Genomic DNA, 15,126 nt, shown 5'->3' with positions numbered 1-15,126 from the left:
TCCTGGACTAGTGGTCCAAGGCCCGATTCAGACCTCGAACGCCGCGCGGTCGCACGGACTTATCAGAGATGAACTTACCAGCAACAACCGTCATTTCCTGCATCAATCCGCGGAATCCCCGGAGTTTCTCCCACGATTCGAGGTGTGATAGTTCACGTGATCAGCCGTGTGCGAACGGGTCGAATCCGTCGTTCGCCTCTTTGAACAGTTCCCAGGCACGCTGGTGCAGGTCCTTGCTCCGGGTGATTTTTGCCGGGCTGGCCAGTGCAATTCGGCCTTTCGAGACGTACTTCGGTCCCAGGTACACGCCAGTCGGGGCGGAGGCGAGGTGAGGGTTCAGCGCCGCTTCGACGATCGCGACGGCACCCTGGTGTTTGCCCTGCGCGAAACCGGCCTGCAGCTGCCCCTGCAGGCGCTTGCCGAAGCCCGGCTCGTTGACGCCGGGGATCTGCGGGGTCAGCCCGGAGACCGAATAGCCCGGGTGCACCGTGATGGAGCGGCTCGGCCAGGACAGCTGTCGAAGGCGCCGGTCCAGAGCCAGCCCGATTCCCTGCAGCATCGCCTTGGACTGCGCATAGGCGCGGTAGGGGTGGTAGTCCCGATCCAGCTTCAGGTTCTGCAAGTCCGCTTGGAGCATCAGGGTGGACATCGAACCCAACGCGATGAAGCGCAGGGGATGCGCCGCAAAAGTTGCAGCAAGCTCCCCCAGGAGCCGGGCGTGGCCGATCACGTTGGTCGTCATGACCTGCTCGTAGCCCAGCAGCCCGGGCTGGCGTGTGGGCGGGGTATGGATGATGCCCGCGTTGGCGACGAGCACGTCGATGCGGCGCCCGCGCAGCTCGGCGGCCAGGCCCACCGCGGAGGCCATGGAATCCGCGTCGAACTGCATGAACTCAAGTTGCGCCAACGGCACCCGCCGGCGGATCTGCGCCGCGGCGCGCTCGGCCCGCGACTGGTTCCTGCAGGCCATCAACACGGTGGCCCCGCTGTCGGCCAGGGCCAGCGCGCTGAAGAAGCCGAGCCCGGCGTTGGCCCCGGTCACCACGGCGGTCTTGCCCCGGCCCAGGCCGGCCCAGCGGGCGCGGTTGGCGTGGACGTCGCCCAGCGGCTGTACGTATCGGGGTGCTGAGTGTCTAGCGGTGGCTTGCTGCATGCATTCAACGCTACTATGCCTCCCGCGGCGGGCCCCGGAAGGCTCGATACGGTTCCGCTGTGAATACGCCGAGCCCGCCAGCACGCGGCCGGGATCCTTGATCGCCCGGTGGCACGGTGGAAAAATGGGGCCATGGGTGTCCCGAAGCCTGATGAAGACGCGGCCCTGAATGCCGCCCGCTACAAGATGAGCCAGTCGGCTGGCGAACCGCTGCCGGTTGATGAATACGCCGACGCCACCGGCATGGCGCCGGTGGACAAGGCTCCGCGCACTCCCCTGCAGTTCTACGCGCAGGACGAGGCCTGGGAGGTTGCGAACTCCGTGCTGGACGAGGCCTTCGCCCGTGGCGACTTCGACAACCTCGCCCTGGCCGGCAAGAACATCGACCATATCACCAGCACCACCGATCCGGATTGGTGGCTGAAGTCGATGATGCATCGCGAGAAGATCTCCGGCCTCGGCCCGCCCGCGCTGACCCTGCGCGTGGAGGATGAGCACATGGACCAGACGCTGGACCAGCTGCCCAGCGAGGCCGCGGTGCGCGAGCACATCGAAGACTTCAACCAGCGTGTCGTCGAGGCCCGGCGCCAGCTCCTTGGCGGGCCTCCGGTGATCACCGCGCTGCGCGACGCCACGGCCGAAGTCCTGGCCTGGCAGCAGCGCTGCCACTGCGCCACCCCGGCTCCCGAGAAAGACCCTGAGCAGGCCAAGCGCCGCTGGTGGCGGCGCAGGAAGCAGGGTTAAAGGCGAAAGCCGCCCTCCCGAAGGAGAGCGGCTTTCGCTAAGTCAGAAGACTTGCAGGTCTTACCAGGAAGACTTGGTGATGCCCGGAAGCTCACCACGGTGTGCCATGTCGCGGAAGCGAACACGGGAGATACCGAACTTCTGGAAGGTACCGCGCGGGCGGCCGTCAATGGCGTCGCGGTTGCGGACGCGCACTGGGGAAGCGTTGCGTGGAAGCTTCTGCAGGCCGACGCGGGCTGCTTCTCGAGCCTCGTCGGTGGCGTTTGGATCAATCAGGGTCTTCTTCAGTTCGAGACGCTTTTCAGCGTAGCGCTCGACGATGACCTTGCGCTGTTCGTTCTTTGCGATCTTGGACTTCTTGGCCATGTCTTAGCGCTCCTCTCGGAATTCTACGTGCTTGCGGACTACCGGGTCGTACTTCTTCAGAACCATGCGGTCTGGGTCGTTACGACGGTTCTTACGGGTGACGTAAGTGAAACCGGTGCCGGCGGTGGACTTCAGCTTGATGATCGGACGTACGTCCTTATCCTTCTTTGCCATTTTTAGAGCTTCACACCCTTCGCAATCAGGTCTGTAACAACAGCGTCGATACCACGGGCATCGATGACCTTAATGCCCTTGACCGACAGGGTCAGGGTCACCTTACGGCGCAGCGAAGGCACGTAGTAGGTCTTCTTCTGGATGTTCGGATCGAAACGACGCTTGTTGCGACGGTGCGAGTGGGAGATGCTATGTCCGAAGGCCGGAGTAGTACCGGTTACCTGGCAAACAGCTGCCATGATCACTCCTTAGTTAGTTAGTAGTAAAAATTCGGCGGTACTCGCGCGTGCTGCCCATAAGTGAATCTCGGCACCACATCTGCGTTATGAGTCCCGCCAACCAGTGAAACACCGTTATTACTGCACACTAGGAAGAAACCAGGCTGGGTGAGAACCAACCGAAGAGCCTTAAAGTATGTAAGACGGTGAACTTCGCAGCCGATCGAGCATTTTCCCCGTACTCAGTGGGTTGCGACATTCGGTATTACGGGCTATTCGTGCATGCCAAGATCCCAAAAAATTGGCATTACGGCATACGCGATTAACGCCAGATTAGCTTATCGAGAATTCCTCAGGGTTCCAAATCCGCGGAGGGGTCCTGCAGGATCCAATGATCCGGGTCCATCCCCGCAGTCAACTTGCGGGTAATTCGTCGAAGATCATTAACGTCCTTGTCATCGAGCGATTCGAAGAGCAGTGAGCGAACTGTGGCCACATGGCGGGGGGCCATGCGCACCACAGCTTCCCAACCGGCGTCGGTTAATGAGGCGATTTTCACACGGGCATCTTCTGCGGACTGCTCGCGGGCCACCCAGCCGCGCACTTCCAGCTTCTTCACCACGTGCGACAGGCGCGAGAGCGAGGCGCTGGTGTGCGAAGCCAGCTTGGTCATGGTCAGCTTGCGGTCTGCGGACTCCGAGAGCATCGCCAGCATGTGGTAGTCGAAAAGGGTGATGCCTTCCAGCAGCTGCAGGTCCGAATCGAGGGCGGCAGGCAGCAGCGTCAGCACCGCATTCAGTCCCAGCCACGCTTCGCGCTCCTGTTCCGAAAGCCAAACTGGCGTCTTGCCCATGAAGTTGTCCCATCCTCGGTCGTGCATGACTCCCAGCATATAAGCGGATCGGCGGTATTGCGCTGCAGGGCCGCAAACGCTCCCGCGCTGTTTCAACCTGCCGGCCGGGGCATCGCCGCGCAGCGCGCCATGCGGGCAGCATTTTGCCACTCGCTTGGAAGGAAGCGGCTTGCGGGGCCCAGGGTAGGTGATTTCCTCCCCGGTCGGCAGCACGAAGCCGCGGCACGGCGCCGCCGGGACGCGCAAGAGGGAACCTGGATGTGCCAGATTCCCTCTGTAACAGGTGCGCTTAGATCTTTTCCAGCTGCTTCTTCTTGCGGTAGCTGATGATCTGGCCGATGATCACCACCAGCAGCGCGATGATGAACATCGCCGAGCCGATCACGTTGGCCTGCGCGGGGATGCCGCGGGTCGCCGAAACGTAGATGAACTTCGGGAAGGTCTGGAAGTTCCCGGAGTTGAAGTTCGTGATGATGAAGTCGTCGAAGCTCATCGCGAAGCTCAACAGCGCGGCCGCGACGATGCCCGGCAGCAGCAGCGGGAAGGTCACCTTCCAGAAAGCCAGCCGAGGGGAGGCATAGAGATCGGCGGCGGCTTCCTCTAGGCGCGGGTCCAGCGAGGAGACCCGGGCGCGGACCGTGACGATCACGAAGGACATGCAGAACACGGTATGCGCGATCACGATGGTCCAGTAGCCAAGCTCCCATCCCAGGTTCAGGAACTGCGCCAGTAGCGAGGCGCCGAGTACTACTTCCGGGGTGGCCAGCGGCAAGATGATCAGCACGTCGGTCAGCTTGCGGAAGCGGAACTTGTAGCGCACCAGGCCCAGCGCGATGCAGGTGCCCAGCGCGGTGGCGATCAGCGTGGCGACGATGCCGACCTGCAGCGAATTCGCCAGCGACTCGCACACCGCCGGAGCGCCGCAGGGATTCGCCCAGTTGTCCCAGGTGAAGCCCCGCCATTCAAGGTTGGTGCGGCCCGCATCGTTGAACGAGAACACGAAGATGTAGACGATCGGCACCAGCAGGTAGACGAAGGCCAAGCCGCCGACGACGGGAACAAACCAGCGTCCCAGTTTCATTTACATCAGCTCCTTGGTGCCGAAACGCCGAATATAAATCGTGACCAGGATCAGGATGGAGAGCATGAGGATGAAGCTCAACGCGGCCGCCCCCGGGTAGTCGATGACCTTGAAGAACCTGGAATCGATCACCTGGCCGATCATCGTGGTGTTGCGGTTGTTGCCCAGCAGCGCGGCGTTCACGTAGTCGCCGGCGGCGGGGATGAAGGTCAGCAGCGTGCCGGCGAAGATGCCCGGGGCGCTCATCGGCAGCGTGATCTTGGCAAAGGAGTTCACCGGGCTGGCATACAGGTCGCCGGCGGCCTCCAGCAGCCGGGTGTCCAGCCGGCCCAGGTTGGCGTAGATCGGCAGCACCATGAACGGCAGGAAGTTGTAGGTCAGGCCGGCGACGACGGCGAAGGGTGTCGCCGTCAGGTGGCCGTCGGCCGGCAAGATCGCCACGAACTTCAGCGTCTGGGCGATGAAGCCCTCGTCGGCCAGGATCTGCTTCCAGGCCTGCGTACGCAGGATGAAGCTGGAGAAGAACGGCGCGATCAGCAGCACCAGCAAGATGCCCTGCAGCAGCGGCTTCTCGCGCAGCCTCACCGCCACCAGGTACGCCATCGGGAAGCCGATGAGCAGCGCCAGCACGGTGGCGATCAGCGCGAAGCCGAAGGAGCGCAGCAACTCGGGCCAGTAGGCCGAGAGCACCGTGGCGTAGTTGCCGATCTCGAAGCCCGGCACGAATTCGCCGATCTCCGCACCCGGCGGCTTCACGTACAGGCTCATGGCCAGCAGCACCACCACCGGCAGCGCGAAGAACAGCGCCAGCACCAGCAGGCCCGGAGCCACCAGATACACACCCGTACGGCCCTTGCGGCGCTCTGCGCGGATCTCGTCCTTGCTGCGCAGGTCGCTCAGCCCGGACTTGGTTATGGTCTGTGTCATTGTTCCACCCCCGCATCCATGCGCTCGTCGCCGGCCAGGCCGAAGGAGTAGTCCGCTTCCCAGTACAGGTAGACGGCGTCCCCCACGGCCGCCGGCTGCTGCCCGCGGTTTTGCGAGAAGGTGCCGATGCGCCCGATGCCCGGCACATCCACCAGGTATTCGGTGGTGGTGCCGGTGAAGGACACATCGATCACGGTGCCGGACAGCTCGTTGTGCGCGGCGCCGGAGGAGCTGCGGTCAATGGTGATCTTCTCCGGGCGCACGCCCACCACCACCTGGCCACTAGCCTGCACCGCGCGCTCCTCGGGCAGCAGCACGCTGCGCCCGGCGACGTCGACCTCCAGCAGCCCGGCGCGCTGGCCGGTGACCTCGCCGCGCATCAGGTTGGACTTGCCCAGGAAGTTCGCGACAAAGGCGGTGCGCGGCAGCTCGTAGAGCTCGCGCGGCGGGCCCATCTGCTCGATGCGCCCCTCGTTCATGACCGCGACGACGTCGGCCATGGTCATGGCCTCCTCCTGGTCGTGGGTCACGTGGATGAAGGTCAGGCCCACCTCGGTCTGGATGGTCTTCAGCTCCAGCTGCATCTGGCGGCGGAGCTTCATGTCCAGCGCCCCCAGGGGCTCGTCGAGCAGCAGCACCTGCGGACGGTTGACCAGCGCGCGGGCCAGCGCCACGCGCTGCTGCTGGCCGCCGGAAAGCTGGGCCGGCTTGCGGTTGGCCAGGTGCGCCAGCTCCACCATGTCCAGCCCGGCCTGGGCCTTGGCCATCGCTTCCGGGTCCTTCTTGCGCTTGAGCCCGAACGCGACGTTCTCCCGCACGCTCATGTGCGGGAACAGCGCGTAGGACTGGAACACCGTGTTGACCGGGCGCTTGTGGCTGGGCAGCGAGGTCACGTCCGCGCCGCCGATCGAGATGCTGCCCTCGCTGGGCGCCTCCAGACCGGCGATCATGCGCAGCGTGGTGGACTTGCCGCAGCCCGAGGGGCCCAGCAGCGCGAAGAACGTGCCCGAGGGGACCAGCAGGTCCAGCTCCTTGACGGCCACGAACTCGGCAAAGCGCTTGGTGACGGCGCGCAGCTCAAGATCCGCCCCTGAGGTGCGGGTCGCCGGCAGGGTGGGTGCAAGATTCGCGTTCATACCCCGATCACTTCCTGGAATTGGTTCTGGAAATCTGTTTCTTCCTCCACCGACAGCTCGCGCTCGGAGCTGGTGTTGGAAAGGAATTCTTCGGACGGGAAGATCAACGGGTCTTCCACGAGCTCGGGATCGAAGTTCTCCATCTCCTGCTGGGCTCCGAGCACCGGGCAGAGGTAGTTCACATAGGCGGCGACTTCCGCAGCCACGTCGGGCTGGTAGTAGAAGTCCATGAGCTTCTCCGCGTTCTTCTTGTGCGGCGAACCCATAGGCACCTGGAAGTTGTCGCTCCACAGCAGCCCCCCGCGCTCGGGCAGCACGAACTCCCACTTGCCGCCCTCCTCGAAGTTCAGCTGCGTGATATCGCCCGAGTAGCACAGGCCGGCGATCGCGTCCCCGCTGATCAGATCCTGCTTATAGGAGTTGCCCTTGACCTGGCGGATCTGGCCGTTGCGGATGTTGCGATCCAGCACCTCCAGGCTGCGCCCGTACTCGTCCTGTCCCCAGGCTCCGGCGATGTCCACACCGTCGTCGAGCATCAGCATCGGCATGGTGTCGCGCATTTCGTCGAGTACGAAGATGCGGCCCTTGAGCGCCGGGTCCCATAGGTCCTCGACATTGCGCAGGCCCTTGGGGAACGCTTCCTTGTTCCATACCAGGCCGGTGTAGCCGGACTGCCAGGTCAGCGACTTCTTGCGTCCCGGGTCGAAGCGCACGTCGCGCAGCGCCGGCAGCAGGTTCTTGATGTTCGGGATGTTGGCGTGGTCCAGTTCCTGGGCGTAGCCCTGGCGGATGACGCGCTCGGCCATCCAGTCGCTGAAGACCATCAGGTCCTGGCCGATGTCCTGCCCGGCGGCCAGCTGGGCCTGCACCTTGCCGTAGTACGAGTCGTTCGAGTCGATGTCCTCAACGTACGTGGCCTTCAGCCCGCTCTCTCGCATGAAGCGTTCCAGCGTCGGGTAGTGCTTGGCCTTGTCGTCATAGTCCAGGTACAGGGTCCAGTTGGCCCAGTTCACCACGGCTTCGCTGTCCGAGAGGTCGGTGGCGGGGGTCAGCGCCGCGGTCGGCCCGGCACTGCTGCCCTTGGTTCCGCAGGCGGACAACAGCCCGGCCAGGGCCAGGCCTGCCGCTCCGGCCAGCACCGAGCGGCGCGAAGCCTGTGCCTGTTCGATGCCCTGCAACAGCCGCCGGCGCTGGATGTTGATAGCGCGTTGGCGCGTCATGTCATACTCCTAGATTTAGGCGCCGATGGCGCTTTGGAAATCTGCGGCGAAACTCGATTCCTCGTCCGCGTCCAGCGACCGGAAGACGTGGGCCTTGGCCAGATCCTCCTCGGCCGGGAAGATCAGCGGATTCGCCATCAGCGACGGGTCGATCTTCTCCATCGCTTCCTTGGCGCCGGTCACCGGGCAGATGAAATTCACGTAGGCGGCGACCTGCGCCGCGACCTCCGGCTGGAAGTAGTAGTCCATCAGCTTCTCCGCATTGGCCTTGCGCGGGGAGCCGACCGGGACCATCAGGTTGTCGCTCCACAACGTGCCGCCGGCCTCGGGGATCACGAACTCCCACTGGTCGTCGTTCTCGAAGTTCATCTGCACCAGGTCCCCGGACCAGACGATGCCGGCGATCGCGTCGCCGGAGATGAAGTCCTCCTTGTAGGAGTTGCCCTTGACCTGCCGGATCTGGCCGCTGTCGATGTTCCCGCGCAGCACCTCCAGCGCCTTCTGGAATTCGTCCTGCCCCCACGTGCCGGAGATGTCCACGCCGTCCTGGAGCATCAGCAGACCCATGGTGTCGCGCATTTCGTCGAGCACCGTGATCCTGCCCTTCAGCGACGGGTCCCACAGATCCGCGACGCTCTTGAGCCCCTTGGGGTACTTCGCCTTGTTCCAGGCGATGCCGGCGTAGCCGGATTGCCAGGTCAGCGAGTGTTCGCGGCCCGGGTCGAAGTCCACGTTCTGCAGGCTCGGCAGCAGGTTCGAGCTGTTCGGGATGTTCACCGGATCCAGCGCCTGGGTGTAGCCCTGGCGGATCACGCGCCCGGCCATCCAGTCGGTCAGCGTGAAAATGTCCTGGCCGATGTCCTGCCCCGACTTCAGCTGGGCCTGCACCTTGCCGTAATAGGTGTCGTTGCCGTCGACGTCCTCCGAATAGTTCACCTTGATGCCGGTCTGCTTGGTGAATGCTTCGAGCGTCGGATAGGCCTTGGCAGCATCGTCGTAGTCCAGGTAGAGCGTCCAGTTGGCCCAGTTCAACGTCGGGTCCGAGGCAGAAATATCGGCCGCGGCAGGGCCTGCGGCGACCCCGGTCTTGCTGCCCCCGGTGCCGCAGGCGGCGAGCAGTCCACCCAGCCCCAGGGCCCCGGCGGCGCCGAGTACCGAGCGGCGGCTGAGGCTGCGCTGGCTCATGGCGCTGACCAGCGCTCGAATGTTCGGATCCTGCGGCAGCTTTTGCGAGTGCGACATCGTCCATCCCCCATCTCTCATCGCAGGTGTGCGATCGATCACACGGAACGTGTTGTGGAACATCCTGTCAGGTCGACGGGGCAGTGACAAGACCTCGACAAAAGATTCCATACGAAAATCCGCCCCATAGCGTCGAAAACTTTATCAATCAACCCCTTTCGCAACTGATTCAGTGGCTGTATGGTCGTGGCTAACGCTCTTGAGACGAGGATGACCATGACACTGCCGCCACCGGCGAGCGCCGGCATCGACGAGATTTCCAAGGAGATCATCGAGCAGCTGCAGGAAGACGGCCGACGCTCCTACGCCGCCATCGGCAAGGCCGTGGGCCTGAGCGAGGCGGCCGTCCGCCAGCGTGTGCAGAAGCTCGCCGACAGCCGGATCATGCAAATCGTGGCCGTTACCAACCCGCTGGAGCTGGGCTTCACCCGGCAGGCGATGATCAGCATCGTCGCCGCCTCGGATATCAGCGCCACCGCCGACAGGATCGCGGAGCTGCCAGAGGTCGACTACTGCGTGGTCACCGCCGGCAACGCGGACATCCTCGCCGAGGTGATCTGCTCCAGCGATGAGGACCTGCTGCGGGTCATCAGCACCATCCGCGGCATTGACGGCGTGCTCAGCACCAATACCTTCACCTACCTTTCACTCAAAAAACAGGAATACAACTGGGGAACACGATGAATACTCCACTTGGCACCGACCGCCAGCAAGCTGCCCGCGACCACCTCTGGATGCACATGGCCCGTCACTCCGGCCTGTACAACGGGGGCAAGGTGCCGATCATTTCGCGCGGCGAGGGGCACATGATCTACGACGACGCCGGCCGCGGCTACATCGACGGTCTGGCCGGGCTGTTCGTCGTCAACGCGGGCCACGGCCGCGCCGAGCTGGCCGAGGTCATGGCGAAGCAGGCCGAGAAGCTGGCCTTCATGCCGTTGTGGTCCTACGCCCACGAACCGGCTATCGACCTGGCCGAGCGCCTGGCCGGCTACGCCCCCGGGGACCTGAACCGCGTCTTCTTCACCACCGGCGGCGGCGAGGCGGTGGAATCCGCGTTCAAGCTGGCCAAGCAGTACTTCAAGCTCAAGGGCAAGCCGGGAAAGACCAAGGTCATCTCCCGCGCGCTGGCCTACCACGGCACCCCCCAGGGCGCCCTGGCGATTACCTCGCTGCCAGGGATGAAGACGCCGTTCGAGCCGCTGGTGCCCGGCACCTTCCGGGTACCGAACACCAACTTCTACCGCGCCCCGGAGATGTTCTCCGAGAATGAGAAGGACTTCGGGCTGTGGGCCGCCGAGCGCATCCGCGAGGCCATCGAATTCGAGGGCGCCGACTCGGTGGCCGCGGTCTTCCTGGAGCCGGTGCAGAACTCCGGCGGCTGCTTCCCGCCTCCCCCGGGCTATTTCGACCGGGTGCGCGAGATCTGCGACGAATACGACGTGCTGCTGGTGTCCGATGAGACCATCTGCGCCTTCGGCCGCATCGGGGACATGTTCGCCTGCAACGACTTCGGCTACACTCCTGACATCATCACCTCCGCCAAGGCGCTGACCAGCGGCTATGTGCCGCTGGGCGTGATGATCGCCTCGGAGAAGCTGTTCGAGCCGTTCACCAAGGGGGATACCACCTTCTACCACGGCTATACCTTCGGCGGGCACCCGGTGGCCGCGGCGGTGGCGATGGCGAACCTGGACATCTTCGAGCGCGAGGATTTGAACGGCAACGTGCACCGCAACGCCGACGCCTTCAAGTCCACCCTCGAGAAGCTCAAGGACATCGACATCGTGGGCGATGTGCGCGGGGCCGGCTACTTCTACGGGATCGAGCTGGTGAAGGACAAATCCACCAAGGAGACCTTCAACGACGAGGAGTCCGAGCGCCTGCTGCGCGAGTACCTCACCCCGGCGCTGTGGGAGGCCGGGCTGTACTGCCGCGCCGACGACCGCGGCGACCCCGTCATCCAGCTCGCGCCGCCGATCACCATCGGCCAGCCCGAGTTCGACCAGATCGAGTCGATCCTGCGCTCGGTGCTCTCGGAGGCATCCAGCAAGATCTAGCACGCCCCTCGGGCGCAGCCGTGTAACCTGGCTGCGCCCGATTGGTGCTTTGTGGCCTGTGACACTACTGTGTGGTTTAAGCAGTCATGGAAGCAGGAACGTCATGCTGGAACCGACCCGAATTACGCTGGCCCGCCACGCTGCGGGGTACAGCGCCATGGATCTCGCCCGACTGATTCAGGTCGCCGAATCCACCGTCCGCCGCTACGAAACCTGCGGCGCCCCCGAAGCCATGGCCGGCGAACTGGCCGCCGCGCTGGGCTGCGCCCCGGGCTACTTCCACCGCCCTCCGGCAGCCGGAATCGACGTCGAACGCATCTTCTTCCGCACCCCGCGGCGCATTTCCCGCGCGCGGAAAACCTCCTGCTCGGCCCTGGGCCGCACCGGGGTCGAACTCTACGACCTGATCACCGGCGACTACCTGCTGCCGGACACCGAAGTGCCCGACTACACCGGGCTCGACGCGGAGGCCGCCGCCGTGCAGCTGCGCCTGGACTGGAACCTGGGCTGCGGGCCGGTGCCCGACCTGCTCTACGTGCTCGAATCGCGCGGCGTGCGCGTGCTCAGCCTGGCTGACGGCCCCAGCTTCAGCTTCTGGGAAGACGGGCAGGCATTCATCTTCCTGGCCGCCGGGGACCGCACCGGCCAGCGCCACCAGCTGGCGCACGAACTGGGCCATCTGCTGCTGCACTCCGCGCTGGGCGCCGGCGGGCACGCCGCCGCCGAAGCCGAGGCCGAGCAGTTCGCCTCGCGGCTGCTGCTGCCGGCGCTGTCGCTGCAGGCGCGCGTGGGCGACACCCTGCGGATGCCCCAGCTGCTGGATGCTCAGGAGCTGTTCGGCGTCCCGGCGCACATCATCCTGTCCCATGCCCGCGACTGCGGCATGCTCGGCGACGACAGCTACAGCTGGCTGATGCAGGAGCTGGCCCTGGAACCGGCGCCGCGCCGCGCACCGCTGGCCTCGCGGGTGTTCTCCCTGGTGTTCCCGTCGCTGCGCGGCGAGGACCGGATGGGCACCCTGCGGATCGCCGCCGCCCTGGGGGTGCCGGCCCGCACCCTGCACGACCTGACCTTCGGGCATGCCTTCATGGTGCTGCCCGGCCTGCAGGAGGCAGCCCCGCTCGGGATGCCCGGGCACCTGCGCGCGCTGCCCTAACCCGGGCGCACCGGCTCCGCCCTAGCGCCGCACGCGCGGCCGGACTAGGCTGGGCATTCCAGGCGGTGGCCTGCCGCCCGGTCTCGAAAGGGTACTGCCATGGACATCAACGCCGCCAAGGCCCGTGCACTGGCCGAAGAATCCCGCGAACAGGGCTGGCAGCGGCCGAGCTTCGCCAAGGGCATCTACATGGGCGAGGTCGACTTCTCGCTGATCGAGCCGCTGCCCGCGCCGGATCCCCAGGTCGCGGCCCGCGGCGCGGCCTTCATCGCCGAACTGGAAACGGTGCTGGACGGATTCGACCCCGGGCGCATCGAGGCGGACTCCCGGGTGCCCGACGAGTACATCGCCGCGCTGCGCGAGGTGGGCGCGTTCGGCATGAAGATCCCGACCGACTACGGCGGGCGGGGGCTGAGCCTGCTGGACTACGGGCGCGCCCTGATGCGCGTGGGCTCGGTCAGCCCGGCGATCGGCGCCCTGCTTTCGGCCCACCAGTCCATCGGCGTGCCCGAGCCGGTCAAGTCCTTCGGCACCGAGGCGCAGAAGCGCGAGTACCTGCCGCGCTGCGCCGCCGGGGCGATCAGCGCTTTCCTGCTCACCGAGAACGACGTGGGCTCGGACCCCGCGCGCTTGGGCACCCGCGCGACGCTGAGCGCGGACGGCGCCTATTACACGCTGGAGGGCGCCAAGCTGTGGACCACCAACGGGGTGGTCGCCGAGCTGCTGGTGGTCATGGCCGCCGTCGAACCCCACGAGGCCTGCGGCGAGCAGCCGGCCGGCAAGGGCGGGATCACCGCGTTCATCGTGGAGGCCGACGCGCCGGGCATCACCGTGGAAAACCGCAACGCGTTCATGGGCCTGCGCGGGATCGAGAACGGCGTGACCCGCTTCGCCCAGGTGCGCGTGCCGGCCGCCAACCGGCTCTCGCGCGAGGGCTCGGGCCTGAAAATCGCGCTGAGCACGCTGAATACCGGGCGGCTGTCCATCCCGGCGATGTGCGCCGGGGCCGGCAAATGGGCGACGAAGATCGCCCGCGAATGGTCCGCCGCCCGCGTGCAGTGGGGCCGGCCGATCGGCGAGCACCAGGCCGTGTCCTCCAAGCTGGCCTACATCGCGGCCAGCACCTATGCGCTGGAGGCGGTGTTCGAGGTCAGCGCGCTGCTGGCGGATGCCGGGATGAAGGACGTGCGCATCGAGGCCGCGCTGGCCAAGCTGTACTCCTCCGAGCTCTCCTGCCAGATCGCCGACGAGCTCGTGCAGATCCGCGGCGGGCGCGGCTACGAGACCGCCGCCTCGCAGGCGGCGCGCGGCGAGCGCGCGGTCCCGGTCGAGCAGCTGTTGCGCGACCTGCGCATCAACCGCATCTTCGAAGGATCCACCGAGATCATGCACCTGCTCATCGCCCGCGAGGCCGTCGACGCCCACCTGCAGGCCGCCGGGGCGCTGGCGGTGGCCGACTCCACGCTGGCCGAAAAGGCCGCCGCGGCGCGCGACGCCTCCGGGTTCTACGCGCGCTGGCTGCCCAAGCTCGTCGCCGGCGCCGGGAGCCTGCCCGGCACCTATTCGGAGCACGGCCCGCTGGCCAAGCACCTGCGCTACATCGAGCGCACCAGCCGCAAGCTGGCCCGCCAGACCTTCGCCGGGATGGCGCGCTGGCAGGCGGGGCTGGAGAAGCAGCAGGTGTTCCTGGGGCGCATCGTGGACATCGGCGCGGAGCTGTTCGCCATGGCCGCGGTGATCGCCAAGACCTCGGCGCTGCTGGATTCCACCGCCCCCGAGCGCTTCTCCGCCGAGACCCTGGCACAGGCGTTCTGCGAGCAGGCGACCCGGCGCTGCGAGGACCACTTCGAGCACCTGTGGGACGCCACCTCGCACGACGACAAGGTGGCCGCGGACCTGCTGGACGGGGCGTACCTGTGGCTCGAGGAGGGCGTGCGCGACGTGTCCGAGGGTACCGGCCCGTGGATCGCGCCATGGTCCGAGTCCGCCCGCGAGGACGTCCGCCGCCCCTACGGAACGGCGGACTGACCCGCTAGTATCTGGTGCCCGCGGAAATGCCGCCGTCCACCGCGTATTCGCCGCCGGTGCAGAAGCTTGATTCGTCGCTGGCCAGGAAGAGGATCAGGCCGCTGACCTCTTCCGGCCGGGCGAAGCGCTCCAGCGAGTTGCCGGCCAGATCCGCATCGGTCAGCGGCCGCAGCGCCTGGGTCAGTGCGGTGGCCACCGCGCCGGGGTGCACCGAGTTGACCCGGATGCCGAACTCCGCCAGCTCCAGCGCCGCGGACTTGGTCAACCCGCGCAACCCCCATTTCGAGGCGCAGTAGGCGTGCCGCTTCGGGTACCCTTCCAGCCCGGCGGTGGAGGACACATTCACGATCGAGGAGGCGCCTGACTTCTTCAGTTCGCGCACGGCCGCGCGCATGCCCAGGAAGGCACCGGTCAGGTTGATGTCCATGACCCGGTTCCAGCTTTCCAAGGTCGTGTCTTCCAGCGGCGCATCGTCGTGGATCCCGGCGTTGTTCACCAGCACGTCAAGCCCGCCGAACTCCGCCACGGCCTGCCCCACCGCGGCGTCCCACCCCTCGGCATCCGCCACGTTCAGGTGCACATAGCTGGCGCGGTCGCCAAGCTCTTCAGCCAGCGCGCGGCCGGCTTCGTCGTTGATGTCCGCGAGCAGCACGGTGGCCCCCTCCGCGATGAAGGCACGGGCGTGGGCGGCCCCCATCCCCATGGCGGCTCCGGTGATCAGTGCGCGTTTTCCTGCAAGTCTCATGCGTTGCTTCTTTCCGTATGCTG

Annotated in this window: 16 protein-coding genes; 5 read left to right on the top strand and 11 right to left on the bottom strand. The window is 65.9% G+C overall.

All coding sequences use genetic code 11. The features are described from left to right. Nucleotides 1-160 precede the first annotated feature (160 nt). A complete protein-coding gene (locus tag IEY43_RS15335; RefSeq protein ID WP_188949455.1) occupies nucleotides 161-1,153 on the bottom strand; it encodes an SDR family NAD(P)-dependent oxidoreductase in 993 nt (330 codons plus the stop codon). Between the two features lie 132 nt (nucleotides 1,154-1,285). On the opposite strand from IEY43_RS15335, the gene IEY43_RS15330 reads away from it, so the two are divergent. Then, nucleotides 1,286-1,897: a DnaJ family domain-containing protein gene (locus IEY43_RS15330; protein WP_188949453.1), complete on the top strand. Its 612-nt coding sequence runs from the start codon at nucleotides 1,286-1,288 to the stop codon at nucleotides 1,895-1,897. Between the two features lie 60 nt (nucleotides 1,898-1,957). On the opposite strand, the gene rpsN is transcribed toward IEY43_RS15330, so the two are convergent. The 9 genes from rpsN to IEY43_RS15285 all read right to left on the bottom strand — a co-directional run bounded on the left by rpsN (nucleotide 1,958) and on the right by IEY43_RS15285 (nucleotide 9,114). Continuing rightward, nucleotides 1,958-2,263 (bottom strand): 30S ribosomal protein S14, encoded by a 306-nt coding sequence (rpsN, locus tag IEY43_RS15325; protein WP_047119909.1) that lies wholly within the window; start codon nucleotides 2,261-2,263, stop codon nucleotides 1,958-1,960. Nucleotides 2,264-2,266: 3 nt separating this feature from the next. Beyond that, nucleotides 2,267-2,437, bottom strand: a complete 171-nt coding sequence (gene rpmG / locus IEY43_RS15320; protein WP_022874359.1) for a 50S ribosomal protein L33 — start codon at nucleotides 2,435-2,437, stop codon at nucleotides 2,267-2,269. Nucleotides 2,438-2,439: 2 nt separating this feature from the next. Next, nucleotides 2,440-2,676 carry a 50S ribosomal protein L28 gene (rpmB, locus tag IEY43_RS15315; RefSeq protein ID WP_188949451.1) on the bottom strand — a complete coding sequence of 79 codons (237 nt, stop codon included), beginning with the start codon at nucleotides 2,674-2,676 and terminating at the stop codon, nucleotides 2,440-2,442. A gap of 331 nt (nucleotides 2,677-3,007) precedes the next feature. Continuing rightward, entirely contained in the window at nucleotides 3,008-3,535 is a 528-nt protein-coding gene (locus IEY43_RS15310; protein WP_229777439.1) for a MarR family winged helix-turn-helix transcriptional regulator, read from the bottom strand. Between the two features lie 262 nt (nucleotides 3,536-3,797). Next, a complete protein-coding gene (locus IEY43_RS15305; protein WP_188949449.1) occupies nucleotides 3,798-4,589 on the bottom strand; it encodes an ABC transporter permease in 792 nt (263 codons plus the stop codon). Continuing rightward, nucleotides 4,590-5,516 (bottom strand): ABC transporter permease, encoded by a 927-nt coding sequence (locus tag IEY43_RS15300; protein ID WP_188949447.1) that lies wholly within the window; start codon nucleotides 5,514-5,516, stop codon nucleotides 4,590-4,592. Beyond that, nucleotides 5,513-6,652 (bottom strand): ABC transporter ATP-binding protein, encoded by a 1,140-nt coding sequence (locus tag IEY43_RS15295; RefSeq protein WP_188949445.1) that lies wholly within the window; start codon nucleotides 6,650-6,652, stop codon nucleotides 5,513-5,515. Before IEY43_RS15295 ends, IEY43_RS15300 begins: the two co-directional genes overlap by 4 nt. Then, the gene (locus tag IEY43_RS15290) at nucleotides 6,649-7,872 is read right to left on the bottom strand and encodes an ABC transporter substrate-binding protein (RefSeq protein ID WP_188949443.1); all 1,224 of its coding nucleotides are present in this window, start codon (nucleotides 7,870-7,872) and stop codon (nucleotides 6,649-6,651) included. The genes IEY43_RS15295 and IEY43_RS15290 overlap by 4 nt, the downstream gene beginning before the upstream one ends. Nucleotides 7,873-7,887: 15 nt before the next feature. After that, nucleotides 7,888-9,114 carry an ABC transporter substrate-binding protein gene (locus IEY43_RS15285; RefSeq protein WP_188949441.1) on the bottom strand — a complete coding sequence of 409 codons (1,227 nt, stop codon included), beginning with the start codon at nucleotides 9,112-9,114 and terminating at the stop codon, nucleotides 7,888-7,890. A gap of 216 nt (nucleotides 9,115-9,330) precedes the next feature. On the opposite strand from IEY43_RS15285, the gene IEY43_RS15280 reads away from it, so the two are divergent. The 4 genes from IEY43_RS15280 to IEY43_RS15265 all read left to right on the top strand — a co-directional run bounded on the left by IEY43_RS15280 (nucleotide 9,331) and on the right by IEY43_RS15265 (nucleotide 14,358). Next, nucleotides 9,331-9,798: an Lrp/AsnC family transcriptional regulator gene (locus IEY43_RS15280; protein ID WP_188949439.1), complete on the top strand. Its 468-nt coding sequence runs from the start codon at nucleotides 9,331-9,333 to the stop codon at nucleotides 9,796-9,798. Beyond that, complete coding sequence (locus IEY43_RS15275; protein ID WP_188949437.1) at nucleotides 9,795-11,174, top strand: aspartate aminotransferase family protein; 1,380 nt, start codon at nucleotides 9,795-9,797, stop codon at nucleotides 11,172-11,174. The genes IEY43_RS15280 and IEY43_RS15275 overlap by 4 nt, the downstream gene beginning before the upstream one ends. A 103-nt stretch (nucleotides 11,175-11,277) precedes the next feature. Beyond that, complete coding sequence (locus tag IEY43_RS15270; protein ID WP_188949435.1) at nucleotides 11,278-12,330, top strand: XRE family transcriptional regulator; 1,053 nt, start codon at nucleotides 11,278-11,280, stop codon at nucleotides 12,328-12,330. Between the two features lie 99 nt (nucleotides 12,331-12,429). After that, entirely contained in the window at nucleotides 12,430-14,358 is a 1,929-nt protein-coding gene (locus IEY43_RS15265; protein ID WP_188949433.1) for an acyl-CoA dehydrogenase family protein, read from the top strand. Between the two features lie 4 nt (nucleotides 14,359-14,362). On the opposite strand, the gene IEY43_RS15260 is transcribed toward IEY43_RS15265, so the two are convergent. Next, nucleotides 14,363-15,103, bottom strand: coding sequence for a glucose 1-dehydrogenase (locus IEY43_RS15260; protein WP_188949431.1), 741 nt, complete (start codon nucleotides 15,101-15,103; stop codon nucleotides 14,363-14,365). Between the last annotated feature and the right edge of the window lie 23 nt (nucleotides 15,104-15,126).

It is taken from the genome of Glutamicibacter protophormiae, from assembly GCF_014647495.1.
In the GTDB taxonomy this organism is placed as follows: Bacteria; Actinomycetota; Actinomycetes; order Actinomycetales; family Micrococcaceae; genus Glutamicibacter; species Glutamicibacter protophormiae.
This window is presented reverse-complemented; position numbering and strand designations above follow the sequence as displayed.

Bases quoted from the DNA above. Each gene is read 5' to 3' on its own strand.
- IEY43_RS15330 (WP_188949453.1), top strand. From the start codon at position 1,286: ATGGGTGTCCCGAAGCCTGATGAAGACGCGGCCCTGAATGCCGCCCGC.
- IEY43_RS15310 (WP_229777439.1), bottom strand. From the start codon at position 3,535: ATGCACGACCGAGGATGGGACAACTTCATGGGCAAGACGCCAGTTTGG.
- IEY43_RS15305 (WP_188949449.1), bottom strand. From the start codon at position 4,589: ATGAAACTGGGACGCTGGTTTGTTCCCGTCGTCGGCGGCTTGGCCTTC.
- IEY43_RS15270 (WP_188949435.1), top strand. From the start codon at position 11,278: ATGCTGGAACCGACCCGAATTACGCTGGCCCGCCACGCTGCGGGGTAC.
- IEY43_RS15265 (WP_188949433.1), top strand. From the start codon at position 12,430: ATGGACATCAACGCCGCCAAGGCCCGTGCACTGGCCGAAGAATCCCGC.
- IEY43_RS15335 (WP_188949455.1), bottom strand. From the start codon at position 1,153: ATGCAGCAAGCCACCGCTAGACACTCAGCACCCCGATACGTACAGCCG.
- IEY43_RS15295 (WP_188949445.1), bottom strand. From the start codon at position 6,652: ATGAACGCGAATCTTGCACCCACCCTGCCGGCGACCCGCACCTCAGGG.
- IEY43_RS15290 (WP_188949443.1), bottom strand. From the start codon at position 7,872: ATGACGCGCCAACGCGCTATCAACATCCAGCGCCGGCGGCTGTTGCAG.
- IEY43_RS15280 (WP_188949439.1), top strand. From the start codon at position 9,331: ATGACACTGCCGCCACCGGCGAGCGCCGGCATCGACGAGATTTCCAAG.
- rpmG (WP_022874359.1), bottom strand. From the start codon at position 2,437: ATGGCAAAGAAGGATAAGGACGTACGTCCGATCATCAAGCTGAAGTCC.
- rpsN (WP_047119909.1), bottom strand. From the start codon at position 2,263: ATGGCCAAGAAGTCCAAGATCGCAAAGAACGAACAGCGCAAGGTCATC.
- rpmB (WP_188949451.1), bottom strand. From the start codon at position 2,676: ATGGCAGCTGTTTGCCAGGTAACCGGTACTACTCCGGCCTTCGGACAT.
- IEY43_RS15285 (WP_188949441.1), bottom strand. From the start codon at position 9,114: ATGTCGCACTCGCAAAAGCTGCCGCAGGATCCGAACATTCGAGCGCTG.
- IEY43_RS15300 (WP_188949447.1), bottom strand. From the start codon at position 5,516: ATGACACAGACCATAACCAAGTCCGGGCTGAGCGACCTGCGCAGCAAG.
- IEY43_RS15275 (WP_188949437.1), top strand. From the start codon at position 9,795: ATGAATACTCCACTTGGCACCGACCGCCAGCAAGCTGCCCGCGACCAC.
- IEY43_RS15260 (WP_188949431.1), bottom strand. From the start codon at position 15,103: ATGAGACTTGCAGGAAAACGCGCACTGATCACCGGAGCCGCCATGGGG.